At 67.7% G+C, this 16,353-nt stretch carries 14 protein-coding genes; 9 read left to right on the plus strand and 5 right to left on the minus strand.

Going from position 1 to position 16,353, the window contains the following annotated elements:
• Positions 1-72: 72 nt before the first annotated feature.
• The 5 genes from F7Q96_RS01940 (at position 73) to F7Q96_RS01960 (ending at position 4,958) form a co-directional block, all read left to right on the plus strand.
• On the plus strand, positions 73-1,086 hold the full coding sequence (locus F7Q96_RS01940) for a hydroxymethylglutaryl-CoA lyase (protein WP_226994945.1): 1,014 nt from the start codon (positions 73-75) through the stop codon (positions 1,084-1,086).
• A gap of 22 nt (positions 1,087-1,108) precedes the next feature.
• The gene (locus tag F7Q96_RS01945; RefSeq protein ID WP_151021960.1) at positions 1,109-2,260 is read left to right on the plus strand and encodes a CaiB/BaiF CoA transferase family protein; all 1,152 of its coding nucleotides are present in this window, start codon (positions 1,109-1,111) and stop codon (positions 2,258-2,260) included.
• Positions 2,261-2,351: 91 nt separating this feature from the next.
• Positions 2,352-3,386, plus strand: a complete 1,035-nt coding sequence (locus F7Q96_RS01950) for a tripartite tricarboxylate transporter substrate binding protein (RefSeq protein WP_082371757.1) — start codon at positions 2,352-2,354, stop codon at positions 3,384-3,386.
• A 50-nt stretch (positions 3,387-3,436) separates the two neighbouring features.
• Positions 3,437-3,961 (plus strand): gamma carbonic anhydrase family protein, encoded by a 525-nt coding sequence (locus F7Q96_RS01955; RefSeq protein WP_053824018.1) that lies wholly within the window; start codon positions 3,437-3,439, stop codon positions 3,959-3,961.
• A gap of 40 nt (positions 3,962-4,001) precedes the next feature.
• Positions 4,002-4,958, plus strand: coding sequence for an MBL fold metallo-hydrolase (locus F7Q96_RS01960; protein ID WP_082371756.1), 957 nt, complete (start codon positions 4,002-4,004; stop codon positions 4,956-4,958).
• Between the two features lie 63 nt (positions 4,959-5,021).
• On the opposite strand, the gene F7Q96_RS01965 is transcribed toward F7Q96_RS01960, so the two are convergent.
• The 5 genes from F7Q96_RS01965 to atzF form a co-directional block, all read right to left on the minus strand.
• Positions 5,022-5,858 carry a GntR family transcriptional regulator gene (locus F7Q96_RS01965; RefSeq protein ID WP_082371755.1) on the minus strand — a complete coding sequence of 279 codons (837 nt, stop codon included), beginning with the start codon at positions 5,856-5,858 and terminating at the stop codon, positions 5,022-5,024.
• Positions 5,859-5,934: 76 nt separating this feature from the next.
• Entirely contained in the window at positions 5,935-6,756 is an 822-nt protein-coding gene (locus tag F7Q96_RS01970) for an ABC transporter ATP-binding protein (RefSeq protein ID WP_053824017.1), read from the minus strand.
• Positions 6,753-7,589: an ABC transporter permease gene (locus F7Q96_RS01975; protein WP_151021962.1), complete on the minus strand. Its 837-nt coding sequence runs from the start codon at positions 7,587-7,589 to the stop codon at positions 6,753-6,755. Before F7Q96_RS01975 ends, F7Q96_RS01970 begins: the two co-directional genes overlap by 4 nt.
• A gap of 5 nt (positions 7,590-7,594) precedes the next feature.
• On the minus strand, positions 7,595-8,557 hold the full coding sequence (locus F7Q96_RS01980; RefSeq protein ID WP_053824636.1) for an ABC transporter substrate-binding protein: 963 nt from the start codon (positions 8,555-8,557) through the stop codon (positions 7,595-7,597).
• Positions 8,558-8,732: 175 nt separating this feature from the next.
• Positions 8,733-10,430 carry an allophanate hydrolase gene (gene atzF / locus F7Q96_RS01985; RefSeq protein ID WP_053824015.1) on the minus strand — a complete coding sequence of 566 codons (1,698 nt, stop codon included), beginning with the start codon at positions 10,428-10,430 and terminating at the stop codon, positions 8,733-8,735.
• A 161-nt stretch (positions 10,431-10,591) separates the two neighbouring features.
• On the opposite strand from atzF, the gene F7Q96_RS01990 reads away from it, so the two are divergent.
• The 4 genes from F7Q96_RS01990 to F7Q96_RS02005 are packed head-to-tail and all read left to right on the plus strand — an operon-like array spanning position 10,592 to position 16,162.
• The gene (locus tag F7Q96_RS01990; RefSeq protein WP_211923492.1) at positions 10,592-12,793 is read left to right on the plus strand and encodes a TonB-dependent siderophore receptor; all 2,202 of its coding nucleotides are present in this window, start codon (positions 10,592-10,594) and stop codon (positions 12,791-12,793) included.
• Positions 12,790-13,797, plus strand: a complete 1,008-nt coding sequence (locus F7Q96_RS01995; RefSeq protein WP_053824013.1) for an ABC transporter ATP-binding protein — start codon at positions 12,790-12,792, stop codon at positions 13,795-13,797. Before F7Q96_RS01990 ends, F7Q96_RS01995 begins: the two co-directional genes overlap by 4 nt.
• 41 nt (positions 13,798-13,838) lie before the next feature.
• Positions 13,839-15,089: an ABC transporter substrate-binding protein gene (locus F7Q96_RS02000; RefSeq protein ID WP_053824012.1), complete on the plus strand. Its 1,251-nt coding sequence runs from the start codon at positions 13,839-13,841 to the stop codon at positions 15,087-15,089.
• On the plus strand, positions 15,086-16,162 hold the full coding sequence (locus tag F7Q96_RS02005; RefSeq protein ID WP_053824011.1) for a FecCD family ABC transporter permease: 1,077 nt from the start codon (positions 15,086-15,088) through the stop codon (positions 16,160-16,162). Before F7Q96_RS02000 ends, F7Q96_RS02005 begins: the two co-directional genes overlap by 4 nt.
• Positions 16,163-16,353: the final 191 nt, after the last annotated feature.

Below are 16,353 nucleotides of genomic sequence, written 5' to 3' on the forward strand. Positions count from 1 at the left end.
GGAATGGCATACATTGCTCCCACCTGGCCGCGCCAGATCGCCAATCTGCCGGCCCGTATCGTTGTGAGAGCCATGAACGCCAGCCATCTTTCCTCCCTTCCAAGCCGCGCCGTGATCCGCGAGGTCGGCCTGCGCGACGGGCTGCAGAGCGTGCAGACCATCGTGCCGACCGAGCACAAGCGTGAATGGATCCGCGCCGCCTATGAGGCCGGCCAGCGCGAAATCGAGATCGGTTCGTTCGTGCCGGCACGGCTGCTGCCCCAATTGGCGGATACGGCCGAACTGCTCGCCTTCGCCAGGACGCTGCCGGGCCTGTTCTGTTCGGTGCTGGTGCCAAATCTGCGCGGTGCCGAGCTGGCGCTGGCCCACGGCGCCGACCTGATGCTGGTGCCGCTGTCTGCCAGCCATGCGCACAGCCTGGCGAACCTGCGCAAGACGCCGGACCAGGTGGTGGCCGAGGTGGCCCGCATGCGCGCGGCCCGCGATGCCGCCGGTGCCCGCACGCTGATCGAAGGCGGGGTTGGCACAGCGTTCGGCTGCACGATCCAGGGCCATGTCGATGCAAACGAGGTATTGCGCCTGATGCAGGCGCTGCTCGATGCCGGCGCGGACCGCGTCAGCCTCGCCGATACGGTCGGCTATGCCGATCCAGCGCAGGTCGCATCGCTGTTCGAACGCGCTGTCGCGATCGCCGGCGACCGGCTATGGTGCGGCCACTTCCACGATACCCGCGGACTCGGATTGGCCAATGTCTACGCGGCGATGCAGGCCGGCGTGAGCCGCTTCGACGCCTGCCTTGGCGGCATCGGTGGCTGCCCGCATGCGCCGGGCGCCAGCGGCAATGTCGCGTCCGAAGACCTGGCCTATATGCTCGGCAGCATGGGCATCGACACCGGCGTCGATATCGGCGCGCTGCTGCGCCTGCGCGGGCGGGTTGCAGGCTGGCTTGCTGGCGAGACCTTGCACGGCACGTTGTGGCGCGCCGGCTTGCCGAGGACATTCCCCGGCGTCGGCGCCGACCAGGATGCCGGCCCTGATGTGCCGAGCCGCTGTGGCGCGGCAACTTCCCCGACTTTCCACGCCTGATCGCCGCCAATTGGCTCATATCATGACGCAAAGGAACGAATCCCTGCCGCTTGCCGGCATCCGCGTGGTCGAGTTCACCCATATGGTCATGGGGCCGACCTGCGGCATGATCCTCGCCGACCTCGGTGCCGAGGTGATCAAGGTCGAACCGCCGGGCGGCGACAAGACGCGCAATCTGCCGGGCCTGGGCATCGGCTTTTTTCGCGCCTTCAACCGCAACAAGAAGAGCGTGGTGCTCGACATCACGACCGACGAGGGCCGCGCCGCCGCGGCGGAACTGGCCGGGCAGTGCGACGTGCTGCTGGAGAACTTTCGCCCCGGTCTGATGCGCAAGCTCGGATTGGACTACGACACGCTGTCGAAGTCCTGTCTGCGGCTGATCTATGTCTCGCACAAGGGCTTCCTGCCGGGGCCGTACGAGAACCGGCTGGCGCTGGACGAGGTGGTGCAGATGATGGGCGGCCTGTCGTACATGACCGGGCCGAAGGGGCGGCCGTTGCGCGCCGGGACTTCGGTCAACGACATCATGGGGGGCATGTTCGGCGCGATCGGCGTGCTGGCCGCGCTGCGCGAACGCGATCGCACCGGGCGCGGCCAGGAGATCCAGAGCGCGCTGTTCGAGAACTGCGTGTTCCTCGCCTCGCAGCATATGCAGCAATTCGCGATGACCGGCGAGGCCCCGCCGCCGATGCCCTCGCGCGTATCGGCCTGGAGCGTCTACGACGTCTTCGCGCTGGCCGACGACGAGCAGCTGTTCATCGGCGCGGTCAGCGACAAGCAGTTCGTCACGCTATGCACGGTTCTGGAGCGGCCCGACCTGCTCGACGTGCCCGAGTACGCCACCAATGCCTCGCGCGTAGCCGTGCGTCCCCAGTTGCTGGAGCAGCTCGGCAACATCCTGCGGCATTACCGCGTCGCCGAGCTGGCGCCGAAGCTCGAGGCGGCTGGCATTCCCTACGCGCCGATCGTCCGCCCGGATCAGTTGCTCGACGACGTGCATCTGAAGGTGAGCGGAGGACTGGTGCCGATGCAGGTCGAGGACGGCTCGACGGCGCCGACCGTGTTGCTGCCGCTATTGATGGGGGGCCGCCGTCCCGGCGTGCGTAGTCCCTTGCCCAAGCCCGGGGAGCACAACGACGAAATCCTGTCGCGCCTGGGCAAAGGCGCGCGCTGACCTCACCGGTGCGCCCGGCGTGCGATGCACGCCGGGCAAACCCGAACAGGCCGCGGCACAGCGGCCGAACACGACCATCCGGAGACAACTGATGAATTCCTCTCGCCCGCGTTCTCCCGCGCCCTCGCTTCCGAACCGCCGCAACGTGATGAAGCTGGCCGCGGCGGCCGTCACGTTCGGCGTGCTGGGGGTGCCCGCGCTGTATCCCCATCGCGCTGTGCAGGCGCAGCCGGTCTCCGGCAAGCCGATCCGGCTGATCCTGCCGATCAGCGCCGGTTCCGGCGTCGATGCGATCGCCCGGGCCGCTGCGCCGGCGCTTGGCAAGGCGCTCGGCCAGCCGGTCGTCATCGAGAACATGCCCGGTGCGGGCGGCATCACCGGTACGGCGGCGGTGGCCAAGGCCGCGCCGGACGGCACCACGCTCGGCATGGTGTCGAACAACCACGCGATCAATCCCAGCGTGTTCAAGTCGATGCCGTTCGATGCGATCAAGGACATCACGCCGATCAGCGTGCTGGGCGCGACCTCGCTGGTGCTGGTGGTCAATCCCAAGGTGCCGGCGCGCAACGTCAAGGAGCTGGTCGCTCTGCTGAAGGCCAGGCCGGACGAATACAACTACGCGTCCTCGGGCAACGGTACCGTGATTCATCTGGCCGGCCAGATGTTCCTGGAGGAGGCCGGCGTCAAGGCCCGTCATATTCCGTACAAGGGAACCGGTCCGATGGTCACCGATCTGCTGTCGGGCCAGGTCCAGATGGGCGTGGTCGCGTTGAACGCCGTGCTGCCGCACCTGAAGGCGGGCACGCTGCGTGCGATCGGCCTGTGCGGCGCCACCCGATCGCAGGCGGCCCCCGATATCCCGACCATCGCGGAACAAGGCTTGCCCGCTTACGACATCGAGGGCTGGTTCGCGCTCGTCGGTCCGGCCAACATGCCGCCCGCCGAAGTCCAGCGCCTGCACGACGCCTTCGCCAAGGCCTTCACCAGCCCAGAGGTGGTCGAGGCGCTGAAGAAGCAGGCGACCGCCACGCGCCCGACCACGCCGGCGCAGGCGGCAAAGTTCTTCGCCAGCGAGGTCGCGCGTTATGCCACGCTGGTCAAGAAGGCCAACGTGTCGATCGAATAGCGTGACGCGTCACGCGGGCCTTTCTTCTCCCTACCAACGCATCCTCGAACATGGCTCTCTACCAGCTCGGCGACCTGACGCCGTCGATCTCCGACACCGCCTTCGTTGCGGATCAGGCCACCGTCATCGGCAACGCGCAGCTTGGCGAGCAGGTCACCGTCTGGCCCGGCGCGGTGATCCGCGCCGACAACGAACCCATCGCGATCGGCGATCGCGCCAACGTGCAGGAAGGCGCGGTGCTGCATACCGATCCAGGCTGCCCGCTGCGCATCGGTACCGACGTCACCATCGGTCATCAGGCGATGCTGCATGGCTGCACCATCGGCGATGGCGCACTGATAGGCATCCAGGCGGTGATCCTGAACAACGCGACGATCGGCAGCGAATCGCTGGTCGCGGCGGGCGCGCTGGTCACCGAAGGCAAGTCCTTCCCGCCGCGCTCGCTGATCCTCGGCTCGCCGGCCAAGGCCGTGCGCGAACTGAGCGAAGAGGAAGTGCGCAACCTGCGCGCCAACGCCGCCGACTACGTCAAGCGCGGCACCGACTACAAGAGCCAACTGAAGAAGCTGGCCTGACAGGGCATTTCCGCCCGAATAAACACGACAAGGAGGAGATATGAACTTGCCCGCGAAGGTGTGGCGGACGGCTGTTGCCTGCATGCTGGCGGCCGCCATGTCGGTCACCGCCGTGCCCGCCACGGCGGACTCAAGGACGGACCGCGACCGCCTCATACTGCTTGGCACCAAGGGTGGCCCGAGCGTGCGTGACGTCGACCAGGTGCCGACGTCGAACGCCGTGGTGCTCGGCAAGGACACGTATCTGGTCGACGCAGGATATGGCGCGGCGCTCCGGCTCGTCGAAGCCAGGATTCCGCTGACTTCGGTGCGTGCCATCCTGCTGACGCATCACCATTCCGATCACAACCTCGACGTTGGGCCTCTGATCTACAGCGCGTGGACCGGAGGGCTCGCCAAGCCCGTCGGCGTCTACGGGCCGCGCGGCGTGGAGAACCTCGTCGCCGGATATCTGCAGTCCAATGCCTTCGACATGACGACGCGCATGCAGGACGAAGGACGTCCCGACCTGCGCCGGCTGATCGACGTCAAGACGTACAGCGAAGGGCCGGTGATGGAGAACGAGCGGATCAAGGTGACCGCGCTGAAGGTCGCGCATCCGCCGATCGACGACAGCTATGCGCTGAAGATCGAAGTGAAGGGCGGCAAGACGATCGTCTTCTCCGGCGATACGACCTACTTTCCGCCACTGGCGGCGTTTGCCAGAAATGCCGATTACCTGGTGCACGAGGTGATGTACGTGCCGGCATTGGAGCGCCTGACGCAGCGGTCGCCAAATGCCAAGACGCTGATGAAACATCTGCTGGCCTCGCATACCACAACCGAGGATGTCGGCAGGATCGCCGCGGCGGCCGGCGTCAAGAACGTGGTGCTGACGCATTTCGTCCCCGGAGCGGATCCCGCCATGCACGACGAGCAGTGGCTGGAGGGCGTGCGGAAACACTATGGCGGTAACGTAGTGCTCGGCCGCGATCGCCTGGAAATCCCCTTGGACTGATGGAGTTGAAATCGTTCCGGATCGGGCAGGAAATCGGCGCCGGAGGATGCCGGCCTCGCGGCGTCAGGTGAGGCCGTCGCCCGCGGCCCCGCCCTGATGCCGCGCCAGATGCAGTTGGTGCAGCGTGATCTTGCGGACCTCGGCCTGGCTGCTGCCGATATGCGCGCGCAGCAGCATCGTGGCCTGGTCGGCGCGCTTGGCCAGGATCGCGCGCAGGATCTGCGCGTGCTCTTCGTAGGTGGCCTCGATCCGGAACGACTTGGTGAAATCCAGGCTGCGCACCATGCGGATGCGCTCGGTGATGTCGCGATGTACCCGCGCCATTTCGGCGTTGCCGGCCGCCTCCACCAGCGCGCAATGGAATTCTTCGTCCCATTGCCGGACCTGCGCGCCATCGGTACTGCGGCGCGCCGGCTCGACCAGCCAGATCGCGGTCAACCGCTCCAGGCGGGCACGATCGACCGCATTCCCGCAGACCGCGGGCTCGGTGCACAGCCGCTGCGCCGCCGTGGTTTCCAGCACCATGCGCAGGTCATAGAGCTGTTCGTAGCGGTCGAAGTCGAACGGCAGAACACGCCAGCCGCTGCGGAACAACACCTCGACATAGCCCTCCTGCTGCAGGCGCACCAGCGCCTGACGCACCGGCGTGCGCGACACGCCCAGCCGGGCGCATAGTTCCAGTTCGGTGAAGCGGTCCCCGGGCACCAGCCGGAACTGGCCGATATCGCGCTTCAGTCCATCGTAGACCTGGTCGGCAACCGAGCGCCGCGGGCCTGCGGCGACGGCGGCGGGCGTTGCCTTTGGGGGCGCCGCCCCGGTGCGCTCGAGGGCGGTCTTCGGGCCCGCCTTCGTGGGCGCCTTGATGGTGGCCGCGCGTGCCGGCTTGCCGAGGGTCTGCATGGAAAGAAGGTGTCTCCGTCTTCTGCTGGTTCGAAGCATACCGCGCGGCGGGCCGGTCCGGCACGTCGCGCGGCGCTCAGCGCCGTACCTCGCGCTGGAAGATTTCCATGCTGAGCCGCTTGGTATCGACGAAGCTGGGCTGCGACAGCGTCTCGACGGTGCGGGGCCGCGCATCGCCGTAATGCAGGATTTCCGCGACGCGCGTCGGCCGCTTGGTCAGCAGCAGCACTTCGTCGGCCAGATAGACCGCCTCCTCCAGATCGTGCGAGACCAGCATCATCGTGGTACCGGTCTGCATGAAGACCTCCTGCAGCTTCTCGCGGATGAACAGGGTCATCTCGAAATCCAGCGCCGAGAAGGGCTCGTCTAGGAACAGCACTTCGGGCTTCGGCGCCAGCGCGCGCATGATCGACGCGGTCTGCTGCTGGCCCCCGGACAGCTCATACGGATAGCGGTTCAGGTCGAACTTGACGTCGAAGGAGGCGACCAGCTCGGCCATGCGGCGGTCGACCTCGGCCTTCGATTGCCCGGCCAGCTTCAACGGGTAGGCGATATTGTCGATGGTCCGCATCCACGGGAACAGCGCCTCGCGGTAGTTCTGGAACACGTAGCCGATCTTCGTGTCCTTCAGCGACTTGCCGTCGAACAGGATTTCGCCGGCGTCGGTCGGCACCAGCCCGGCAATCATGTTGATCAGCGTGGACTTGCCGCAGCCATTGGGGCCGAAGATCGAGACAATCTTGCCCTTCGGAATATCGAGATCGAAATTCTCGTACAGCGGCCAGCCGGCGAAGTACTTGGTCAACCCACGGATGGTGATATGCGTGCCGGCGGGGCCGGGGCGGAAGGCCGGCTTCGGCGTGTCCGCGAAAACGGGGGCGTTGATCACTGCGCTCATCTGCCGCTCCAATGCACGATCCGGCGTTCGATCACCAGAAACAGGATGTTCAATACATAGCCGAGCGCGCCCGCGGCCAGGATCGCCGCGTACATGCTCTTGACGTTCAGCACCTGCTGCGCGTCGATGATGCGATGGCCAAGACCGTTCTCCGAGCCGATGAACATCTCGGCGACAATCACGATCACCAGCGCCATCGACACCGCCGAGCGCAGGCCGACGAAGGAGGGCTGCAGGCTTTCCCAGATCAGCACGTCCTTGAAGATCTGCCAGCGCGAGGCGCCCATCACCTGTGCCGCCGCCACGCGCTGCTTGCGCGCGTTGATCACGCCGTAGGCGCTGTTGAATACCACGATCAGCAGGGCGCCGAACGCGGCGATCGCCACCTTGTTGATGTCCGATACGCCGAAGATCAGCAGGAACAGCGGGATCAGCGCCGACGACGGCGTCGAGCGAAAGAAGTCGATCAGGGATTCGACGCTGCGATAGGCCTTCTCGTTGCTGCCGAGCAGCACGCCCAGCGGCATGCCGACCACCGCGGCCACCAGGAAGGCCTGCAGCGTGCGCGCGACCGTCACCAGGAAGTCGGTCAGCAGCGGACCGCCGAGCAGGCCCGATACCAGCGTGGCGATGGTGTCGGACGGCGGCGGCAACAGGATGGCCTTGATGAAACCGCCGCGCACGGCGAGGTCCCAGATGATGAACAGCACCAGCGGGCCGACGAAGGGCAGCAGGCGGCTGCCCAGCGACGGTTTCGGCGGCGCCGGCGTGGCTGCCGCCGCCGCGGCGGCCCACGGCGGAGAGGCTGGCGAAGTCGTGGTCGTTTCCGGCATGGCAATCAACCCTTGTAAAGCATCGAATCGACCAGCACGCGCTTGCTGAAGATGCCCTTCTCGGCGAACAGGTCGAAATACTTCTGGAAGTAGGCGACGTCGCTGGGCTTGAAATCGGTCGAGAACACGTAGTCGACCATCGGCACCTCGGCCGTCAGCGCGCCTTCGATCGCGGTATAGCCCTTCAGCGATGCGCGAGCCTCGGGCAGGTTCTTCTGCACCAGTTCGACGCCGCGCCGATAGGCCGCGATGTACTTGCGCGCCGCGTCGGGATGCCTGGCGATGAATTCACTGGACAGGCTGGCCGAGCCGCCGAACCAGGGCGCCATTGGATCGCCCAGCAGGTATTTGGCGATCACGCCTACTTCCAGCGTGCGGGTCGCGCCATTGAGGCGGCCGATCGTGCCGGTCGGCTCCAGCGTGTAGCACGCTTCGATCTGCCCGGCGGCGATCGCGGCCACATGCTGGCCGATCGGCAACTCGACCACGGTGGCGCCGGTCGCACCGGCGCGCTCGAGCACCGTCCTGGCCATCAGCACGTTCTGTACGCCAGGTCCGCAGCCGATCTTCTTGCCCTTCAGCTCGGCGATGCGCTGGATCGGACTGTCCTTGGCGACCAGGAATTCGTCGAGGACGTACCTGGCATTGCTCGGATTGGCGCAGAAGATCTTGACCAGTCCCGGCTGTGCGATTTCGCCGATCGCCAGCGCGGCCGATGCGGTTCCACTGGCGCTGCCCTCGGCGCGCCCGGCGAGGATGGCTTCGGTGACCTGCTGCGGGCTGGCGAACTTGAGCGCCTGCACGTTCAGGCCCGCCTCCTTGAAGTAGCCCTTGTCGATGGCGGCGAAGAAGGGCAGGCCAGAGGCCACCGGCCAGAAGCCGATGCGGATCGGCGGCGTGCCTTGCGCACGCACGATGGCGGGGGCGGCGATGGCGCCGAGCGCGGTCGCAGCGGCGGCCTTGAGCATGCGGCGGCGGCCGCGTTGCGGCGCCGTGACGGTGGCGGGAGCCGGCAACGCGTCGGCGGCACGGAAGGGCATGGATTCACGGGGCATCAGATCGCTCCTGGAGGTTGAGATCGCTGGTCGGTAGTAAGGGACGGGATGGATTCGGTGTGCGCAGTGCTGGGCTGCAAGGAACGCGTCAGGCGTTCGCCGCGACATAGGCGCGCCAGCCGCCGAAGTGGCTGATATCGGTGGCGCCGGCCAGTGCGAACGGCTCGCACAGGAAGCCCTGCACCTCGCCGCCGTCGTCCAGGCGGATGCGTCCGATGCCCAGCGGCGCGGGGATCAACGCGACGAACGAACCGTAGGCCTGCACCGGCATCTGCCAGATTTCCACCGCGATCCGGTGCCCGGTGCCGGGCGCGACGCGCAACAGGCCGGGCTTTGCCGGCGTGCTGTCCGGCAGCGCATAAAGCCGATAGTCCGCGGCGGTCATGGCGTGGGATACCAGGCGCCCGTGGCGCTCGGTCAGCTGGTGGTTCAGCGGCATGCCGCTCAGATGCGCGCCCACCACGGCCACCCGCACGGTGTCCTGGTCCGCCGGTACGAGCCCCGGGATCGGGCCGGGCGCGGGCAACGGCAGGCCGGTGGCGCCCTGCGTCAGTCCGCTGCGGTGGTGGTAGCGCTGCCCCAGTTCGGCCAGTTGCAGATCGCTGCCGCACGGGCCGATCAGCGTGACGCCGAAGGGCAGGCCGTCCGCGCGCAGGCTGCTCGGCACCGACAAGGCCGCGTAGTCCAGCAGGTTGACGAAATTGGTATAGGCGCCGAGATGGCGGTTCAGCGCGATCGGGTCGTCGCGCATCTGCGCGATCGTGTAGTGGGTCGGTGCGGTCGGCACCAACAGCAGGTCGATACGCTCCCACATCGCTGCCGCGCGCTGTCCGAGGGCACGCAATCGCGTCTGCGCGTCGAACACGTCGGCCGCGCTGTAGTCGCGGCCACTGGCAATGATGCCGCGCACCGGCTCGAACACGTCGGCTTCGTGCGCATCGAAGAAGCCCCGGATCGCGGCATAGCGCTCGGCCACCAGCGCGCTGTCGTAGAGCAGGGCAGCGGCTTCGGCCAGCGGCGCGTAGTCGATCGTCACCGGCTCGCCGCCCAGTTCGCGCAGCCGTTCGATCGCGGCGCTGAACTCGCGCTCGGCCAGCGCATCGCCGCGGAATTCGAGCGTGTCGGGCACGCCAAAGCGGAAGGCGGCCGGAAAAGGGCGCCGGCAAAGCTGCAGAGGGCGCGAGTAGGGGTCGAGCGCATCGTAGCCTTGGGCAACGGCCAGTACGCGGCATGCGATGTCGACCGTGCGCGCGAAGATGGACACGCAATCGACGCTCTGCGCCGCCGGCAGGACGCCGCGGGCGCTGATCAGACCCTTGCTGGGCTTGAGCCCGACGATATTGTTCAACCCCGCCGGCACGCGGCCGGAGCCCGCGGTATCGGTACCCAGCGCGAAATCGACTTCTCCGGTGGCCACCACATAGGCCGAGCCCGAACTCGATCCTCCGGACACATAGCGGGCATCGAAGGCGTTGGGCACCGCGCCATAGGGCGAGCGCGTGCCGTTCAACCCGCAGGCGAACTGATCGAGATTGGTCTTGCCGTACAGCGATGCACCAGCTGCAAGCAGCCGCTGCACCACCGGCGCGCTGTCGCGCGGCATCCGGTCGAAAGCGGGGCAGGCCGCCGTGGTCGGGTAGCCGGCCAGGTCGATGTTGTCCTTGATGGCAAACGACAGGCCGACCAGCGGGCCTGTGGCCGCGCCGGCCAGCGCAGCGTCGAAGCGGCGGATCCAGGCCGGGGAGATCTTGTCGTGAACAGTGAGGTCGGTAGCGGCAGTTAGCATTTTTGGTGCATCCAATCTTGTATCCAAGATGGAATGCAACCGCCGTGCCAGCTGCCGTCGTGGCTGTGCTCGCGGCGCGTGGGCGTACGCGAACACGCGCTGCCTGAACCGGTGCGATTGACTTCTAATGATAATGAAATATCATTATCGACTTTATCGGTATGGCTGATCTCGGCCTTCTCGCCGATCCCACCGACCCGGACCTGCTCACCTTGCGCTCGACCATGCGAAGACGATCCCATACGAACCGATGGCAGCAGCGCGCCACGATGGCGCTGCTTGCCGCGGTGCCCGGCATCTGCACGGCGCAGGAAGGCGAGGCCCGCGCGATGACCGAGCTCGAAGCGGTGACCGTCACCGGCACGCGCGAGCGGGCCTATCGCGCGGTGGTCGCGCCCACCGCCAACAAGAGCGATACCGCGCTGAAGGAAACGCCGTTTTCGATCCAGACGGTGACGCGCGAACTGATCGAGGACCGCGGCGTGTTCACGCTCGGCGAGGCGATTCGCACCGTTCCCGGTGTGACCGCCCAGGTCGGCTGGGGCGGCAGCAACGACCGCTTCCGGCTGCGCGGCTTCGCCACCTCTGCCAACCTGAAGAACGGTTTTCGCCGCAGCGTCTTCGCTCCGCTCGACGAGATGGCCAACATCGAGCAGATCGAAGTGCTGAAGGGCCCGGCGTCGGCGCTCTATGGCCGTTTCGAGCCCGGCGGCGTGGTCAACATCGTGACCCGCAAGCCGCTGGACAAGCCGCAGCACAGCGTGGAATTGACCGGCGGCAGCCACGACTTCCGGCGGGCGACGGTGGACAGCACCGGTCCGATCAGCGATACGCTGAGCTACCGGATCACCGGCTCGTGGCAGGACAACCGCAGCTTTCGCGATTTCGTCGATGCACAGACGCTGTTCGTCTCGCCGGTGCTCCAGTGGAAGCTGGCGCCGCAGACGCGGCTGACCGCGGAATTCGAATTCGGCCGGCGGCGCGGCGCCTTTGATCGCGGTTTCGGCAACAGTCCGCTGTTCCTGAACGTACCGATCCACTACAACTATGGCGAGCGGGATGCGCGGCTGGACAATGACAGCGCGCTGGGTTCGCTGGTGCTCGATCATCGCTTCGACAATGGCTGGATGCTGCACGCCGGGGCGATGCGATCCTATGCGCGCACCGACGCGGTCTGGTACCCGTACGGTTTTCCTGCCATCAGCGGCGCCGACGGTCCCGACCCGCAGGTCAATCGCCGCAAGCAGCGCAATATCGACCGGCAGACCGATACCACGCTGATGGCCGAGGCCTCGCGCCGCTTCGACACCGGCGGCATCGGCCACCGCGTATTGATCGGTGCCGATTACAACTGGGACGAGTGGGACTTCAGCGCGCAGGCGAACCTCGGACCCGGCGGCTTTCCGGTGAACCTGCCGATCGATCTCCATCAGCCGGTGCATGGCGCCAGCGCCGGAGCGCTGCTGCCGTACGACGGCTCGCGCTACGCCAGCCGCAATCTCGGCCTGTACGCCCAGGACGAGCTGCAGTTCGGGCCGCATTGGCGCCTGCTGCTCGGACTGCGCTACGACCGCGCGCGGACCAGTGCACGCGCCCAGTACCTGCAGGCCGCCGGCACGCTGATCCGGCATGACGATGCGCTGTCGCCGCGGGTGGGGCTGACGTGGACGCCGGCCGAGCCGGTGTCCCTGTACGCCAGCTGGGCACGATCCTTCCTGACCGAGCCGTCCGGCGGCATGCTGCGCGCCGGCACGCTGCCGGCACCGTCGCGCGGCAAGCAGACCGAGGTCGGTGCCAAGTTCAGCCTGCTGGACGGGCGGCTGGAGCCGACCGTCGCGCTGTTCGACATCCGCCGCAGCAACGGCGTGGTATCCGATCCGGACGACTTCAACTATGTGATCCAGGTCGGCGAACAGCGCAGCCGCGGCTGGGAGATCGACGTGCCTTTCAGCATCACGCCACGCTGGCGCGTGCTGGCGAGCTACACGCAGTACAAGGCGGAGATCGCGGCCGACAGCAATCCCGCGCTGGTCGGCAAGCTGCTGGCCAATGCGCCGCGCCGCACCGCCAGCATCTGGACCACCTACGATTTCGCCGGTGCCGCGTCCGGGCTCAGTGTCGGCATCGGGGCGACCTATGTCGGCGAACGGCAGGCCAATACCGAGAACACCTTCGCGCTGCCTTCCTACACGCGCTGGGATGCCAATATCGCGTACCGCTTCGGCAAGGCCCGGCGCTACAAGGTGCAGCTGACGGTGCAGAACCTCGGCGATCGCCGCTACTACGATTCCGGCGGCGCCTTCGTGCCGACCTATCCGGGAGCGCCGCGCACCGTGTTCGCCAGCTTCGGAGCGACGCTGTGACGGTGCTGGCGACCACGGGCCTGTTCGCCGGCCATGGCGGCCGCCCGCTGTTGGGGCCGCTCGACCTGGCCATCCCGAGCGGGCGGTTCGTCTGCCTGCTGGGCGCCAACGGCGCCGGCAAGTCGACGCTGATCCGCACACTGTGCGCGATGCAGGCGCCCGTGGCAGGGCAGGTGCATCTCGATGGCGAGCCGATCCATGCAATGTCCGCCGCGCAACGCGCGCGGCGTCTTGCGGTAGTGCTGACCGAGCGGGTCGACGGCACGCTGATGCGCGGCTACGAATTGGCCAGCATGGGGCGCTATCCCTATCTCGGGTGGGCGGGCCGGCTCAGTGCGGACGACCACCGGATCGTGCACCAGGCGCTGAGCAGCGCCGGCGCGCTGTCGCTGGCGGATCGGCTGGTTGCCGAACTGTCCGATGGCGAGCGGCAGAAGATCATGATTGCGCGCGCGCTGGCGCAGCAGCCGCGCCTGCTGGTGCTCGACGAAGCGACGGCCTTTCTCGACCTGCCGCGCCGCGTCGGCACGATGCAGCTGCTGCTGGATCTCGCCCACCGGAATGGCCTGGCGGTGCTGCTGTCCACGCACGACCTCGAGCTGGCGCTGCGCTATGCCGACGAGCTGTGGCTGATCGACGGCCAGCGCAGCATGCATGTCGGCGCGCCGGAGGACCTGGCCATCGACGGCGTGCTGGGAACGAGCTTCGCCGCCGACGGGCTGACCTTCGATCTCGAGCGCGCGGAGCTGCGCGTGGGACCGGCGGGAAGAAGCGCGATCCGGGTCGAAGGCGGCGGGCTGCGCGCCAGCTGGGCCGCACGCGCGCTCGAGCGGGCAGGGTTTGTCCACGATCCCGCCGCCGCGCTGACGCTGCGCGCCGATGCGAGCGGATATACCGTCGTCGGCAGCGATGGGGTGGCGACGTGCCATTCGACGCTCGGCGCGCTGGTCGAGGCGTTGCGGTCGGCGTCGAACGGCACCGCGATCGCGCAGGGGCGGCCGTGAGCCGGTGCCGGCCCACGTTCGCGCCGGCGATTGCAGCGGCAATGGCGCTCGCCGTGCTGCTGTGCGGCTGCACCCGGATCGACGCGCCGCCGCGCGCGACGTGGCCGAAGCAGGTCGTCGGCGCTGCCGGGCCCATCGCCAATCTCGATGCCGCCTGCGTCGCCGACTATCGTCCCGGGGTCGATTACTTCCCGCACAAGACGACGTTCTCCCACGCGTCGCAGCTCGAGGTCGAGTACGGCCCGCACTACAAGCGCGTTCGTTTCACGCCGAGCGTGGGCACCGGCGAACGGCTCGAATATCTGCTGGTCCAGTGCGGTACGCCGGTCCCCCCGCATCGCGGCGAGGTGCCGGTGATCATGGTGCCGATCCAGCGCCTGGTGACCGGCAACGCGGCCATGCTCGGCGCGCTGGACGAGCTGGGCCTGGTGGACCGTCTGTACGGCACGGAGAACGTGCGCAGCGTGACGGTGCCATCGGTGCGGGCCCGGATCGCGCAGGGCCAGGTCCACGACATGTGGGGCTATGGCCATGCGTCGATCGAACAGGCGATGTCGGTGCAGGCCAATGTCTACCTGAGTTTCTATTCGGCCTATCCGCAGGGCAATATGCATCCCCGCCTGTGGGAGCTGGGTGTGCGTGCGATCGCGCAGGCGGACCATCACGAGCCCCATCCGCTCGGGCGTGCGGAATGGCTCAAGCTGCTGGCGCTGCTGTCCAACCGCGAGCAGCGCGCCGACGCGCAGTTCGCGTCGATCGAGACGGCATACCGGCGCCTGGCCGGGTTGGCGGCCGGCGCACCGAATCGCCCCGCGGTGATGTCCGGCTTTGCCGCGGGACGCCAGAGCTTCGAGACGTTCGGCGCGGACAACCAGCGCGCGCGCTTGATCGCCGATGCCGGGGGACGCTATGTGCTGGACGGTGGCGGCACGGGAAGCCTGGTTTATCTGCCGTTCGAGCGCGTCTATGCACGCGGCGCCGATGCGCCAGTCTGGCTTGGCACGGTGGGAGGGCGGGCCGATATCGAGGCGTGGATCGCCGCCAGTCCGCTGCATGGACGCTTTGCCGCGGCTGCCGGCCGCAACGTCTACGCATGGGATCGCGGCTATACCGGCGCGTGGGCGTACCCGTATCAGGACCAAAGCATGACGCGGCCGCATGTCCAGCTCGCCGAGGCCATCGCCGCGCTGCATCCCGAACTGGCGTCGGAAGCGGCAGAGATCCTCGCCGTCTCGCGAAAGGACACGCCGGCTTCCGGTCTCACCTCTCCATTCCTGCGGAAACTACCGTGACGACCCTGACTTCCGCCGCGGCTTCGCTGCCGCGCGTTTCCACCCGGCGCGGCCCGCTGATCTTCGCCGGCCTGGTGCTCGCCACGCTGGTGTTGCTGGTGACCGAGCTCACGCTGGGCGCCGTGGCCGTGCCGCTGCCCGCCGTGCTGCAGGCATTGACTGCGCAGCCGGTGGAGGCCGAGGTCTGGCGCGATATCGTGCTGGGCTTTCGGCTGCCCCGGGCCATCAATGCGATGGTCAGCGGGGCCGCGCTCGGTGTGTCCGGCCTGCTGTTGCAGACGCTGTTCCGCAATCCGCTCGCCGATCCCTTCGTGCTGGGCATCGTGCACGGGGCGCGGCTCGGCACGGCGCTGCTGGTCACCATCGCAGGCGTCGCGGGCAATGCGTTCCTGCTGCGCTACGGAGTGGTCGGCGACCTCGGCATGGCGGCGGCATCGATTGCCGGTTCCACCGCCGTGCTGGCCCTGCTTGCGGTGCTGTCGCGCCGGGTCGGCACGGTGACGCTGCTGATCACGGGCCTGATGCTCGGCTATCTGGCGGTCGGCCTGATCAGCGCCTCGATGCACTTTATCGACGAAACGCAGGCGCGCGCGTTCAAGGCCTGGGACGACGCCAGCTTCGCCGGTGCCACGCGCCGGCAGCTGGAGCTGCTGGTGCCCGGCGTGGCGCTCGGCCTGTTCGGCGGCGTGCTGCTCGTCAAGCCGCTCAACGGCCTGCTGCTCGGCGAGCGCTATGCCGAGTCGATGGGGATTCCGGTGGCGCGGGTCAAGCGCGCCGCCTTGCTGGCCACGGCATGGCTGACCGGGCTGGTGACGGCATTCTGCGGGCCGGTGGCCTTCCTTGGACTGGTCTCCGCTCAGGTGGCGCGCGCGCTGTGGCGCTGCGCCGACCATCGCGTGCTGCTGCCGGGCGCGGCGCTGGTCGGCGCGGTGCTCGGCCTTGCCGCCGACCTGGTGGTGCATCTGCCCTGGAGCCGGCATGTGTTCCACCTGAATGCGGTGATCGGCCTGGTCGGCGCGCCAGTGGCGCTCGCCATGCTGTACCGGACCAAGGCCTTGCATCGGGCCGAATGAGATTCCCCGGTACGCGGTCCACATCGTGGAGTGCAATTAACCGCCAGGATTCGAACCAAACCTTCAAAGCCGGCCTGCACCAGGCAGGGGTTTGTCCGGGGAATCGGCGGCGCCAGGCAGATCGACGATCTGCTGGCATAAAGGGGTATTTCGGCGCCTATCTGCGCGATTCGGACGGCAACAAGGTCCAG

The sequence above is a fragment of the Cupriavidus gilardii genome, from assembly GCF_008801915.1.
Taxonomy (GTDB): Bacteria; Pseudomonadota; Gammaproteobacteria; order Burkholderiales; family Burkholderiaceae; genus Cupriavidus; species Cupriavidus gilardii.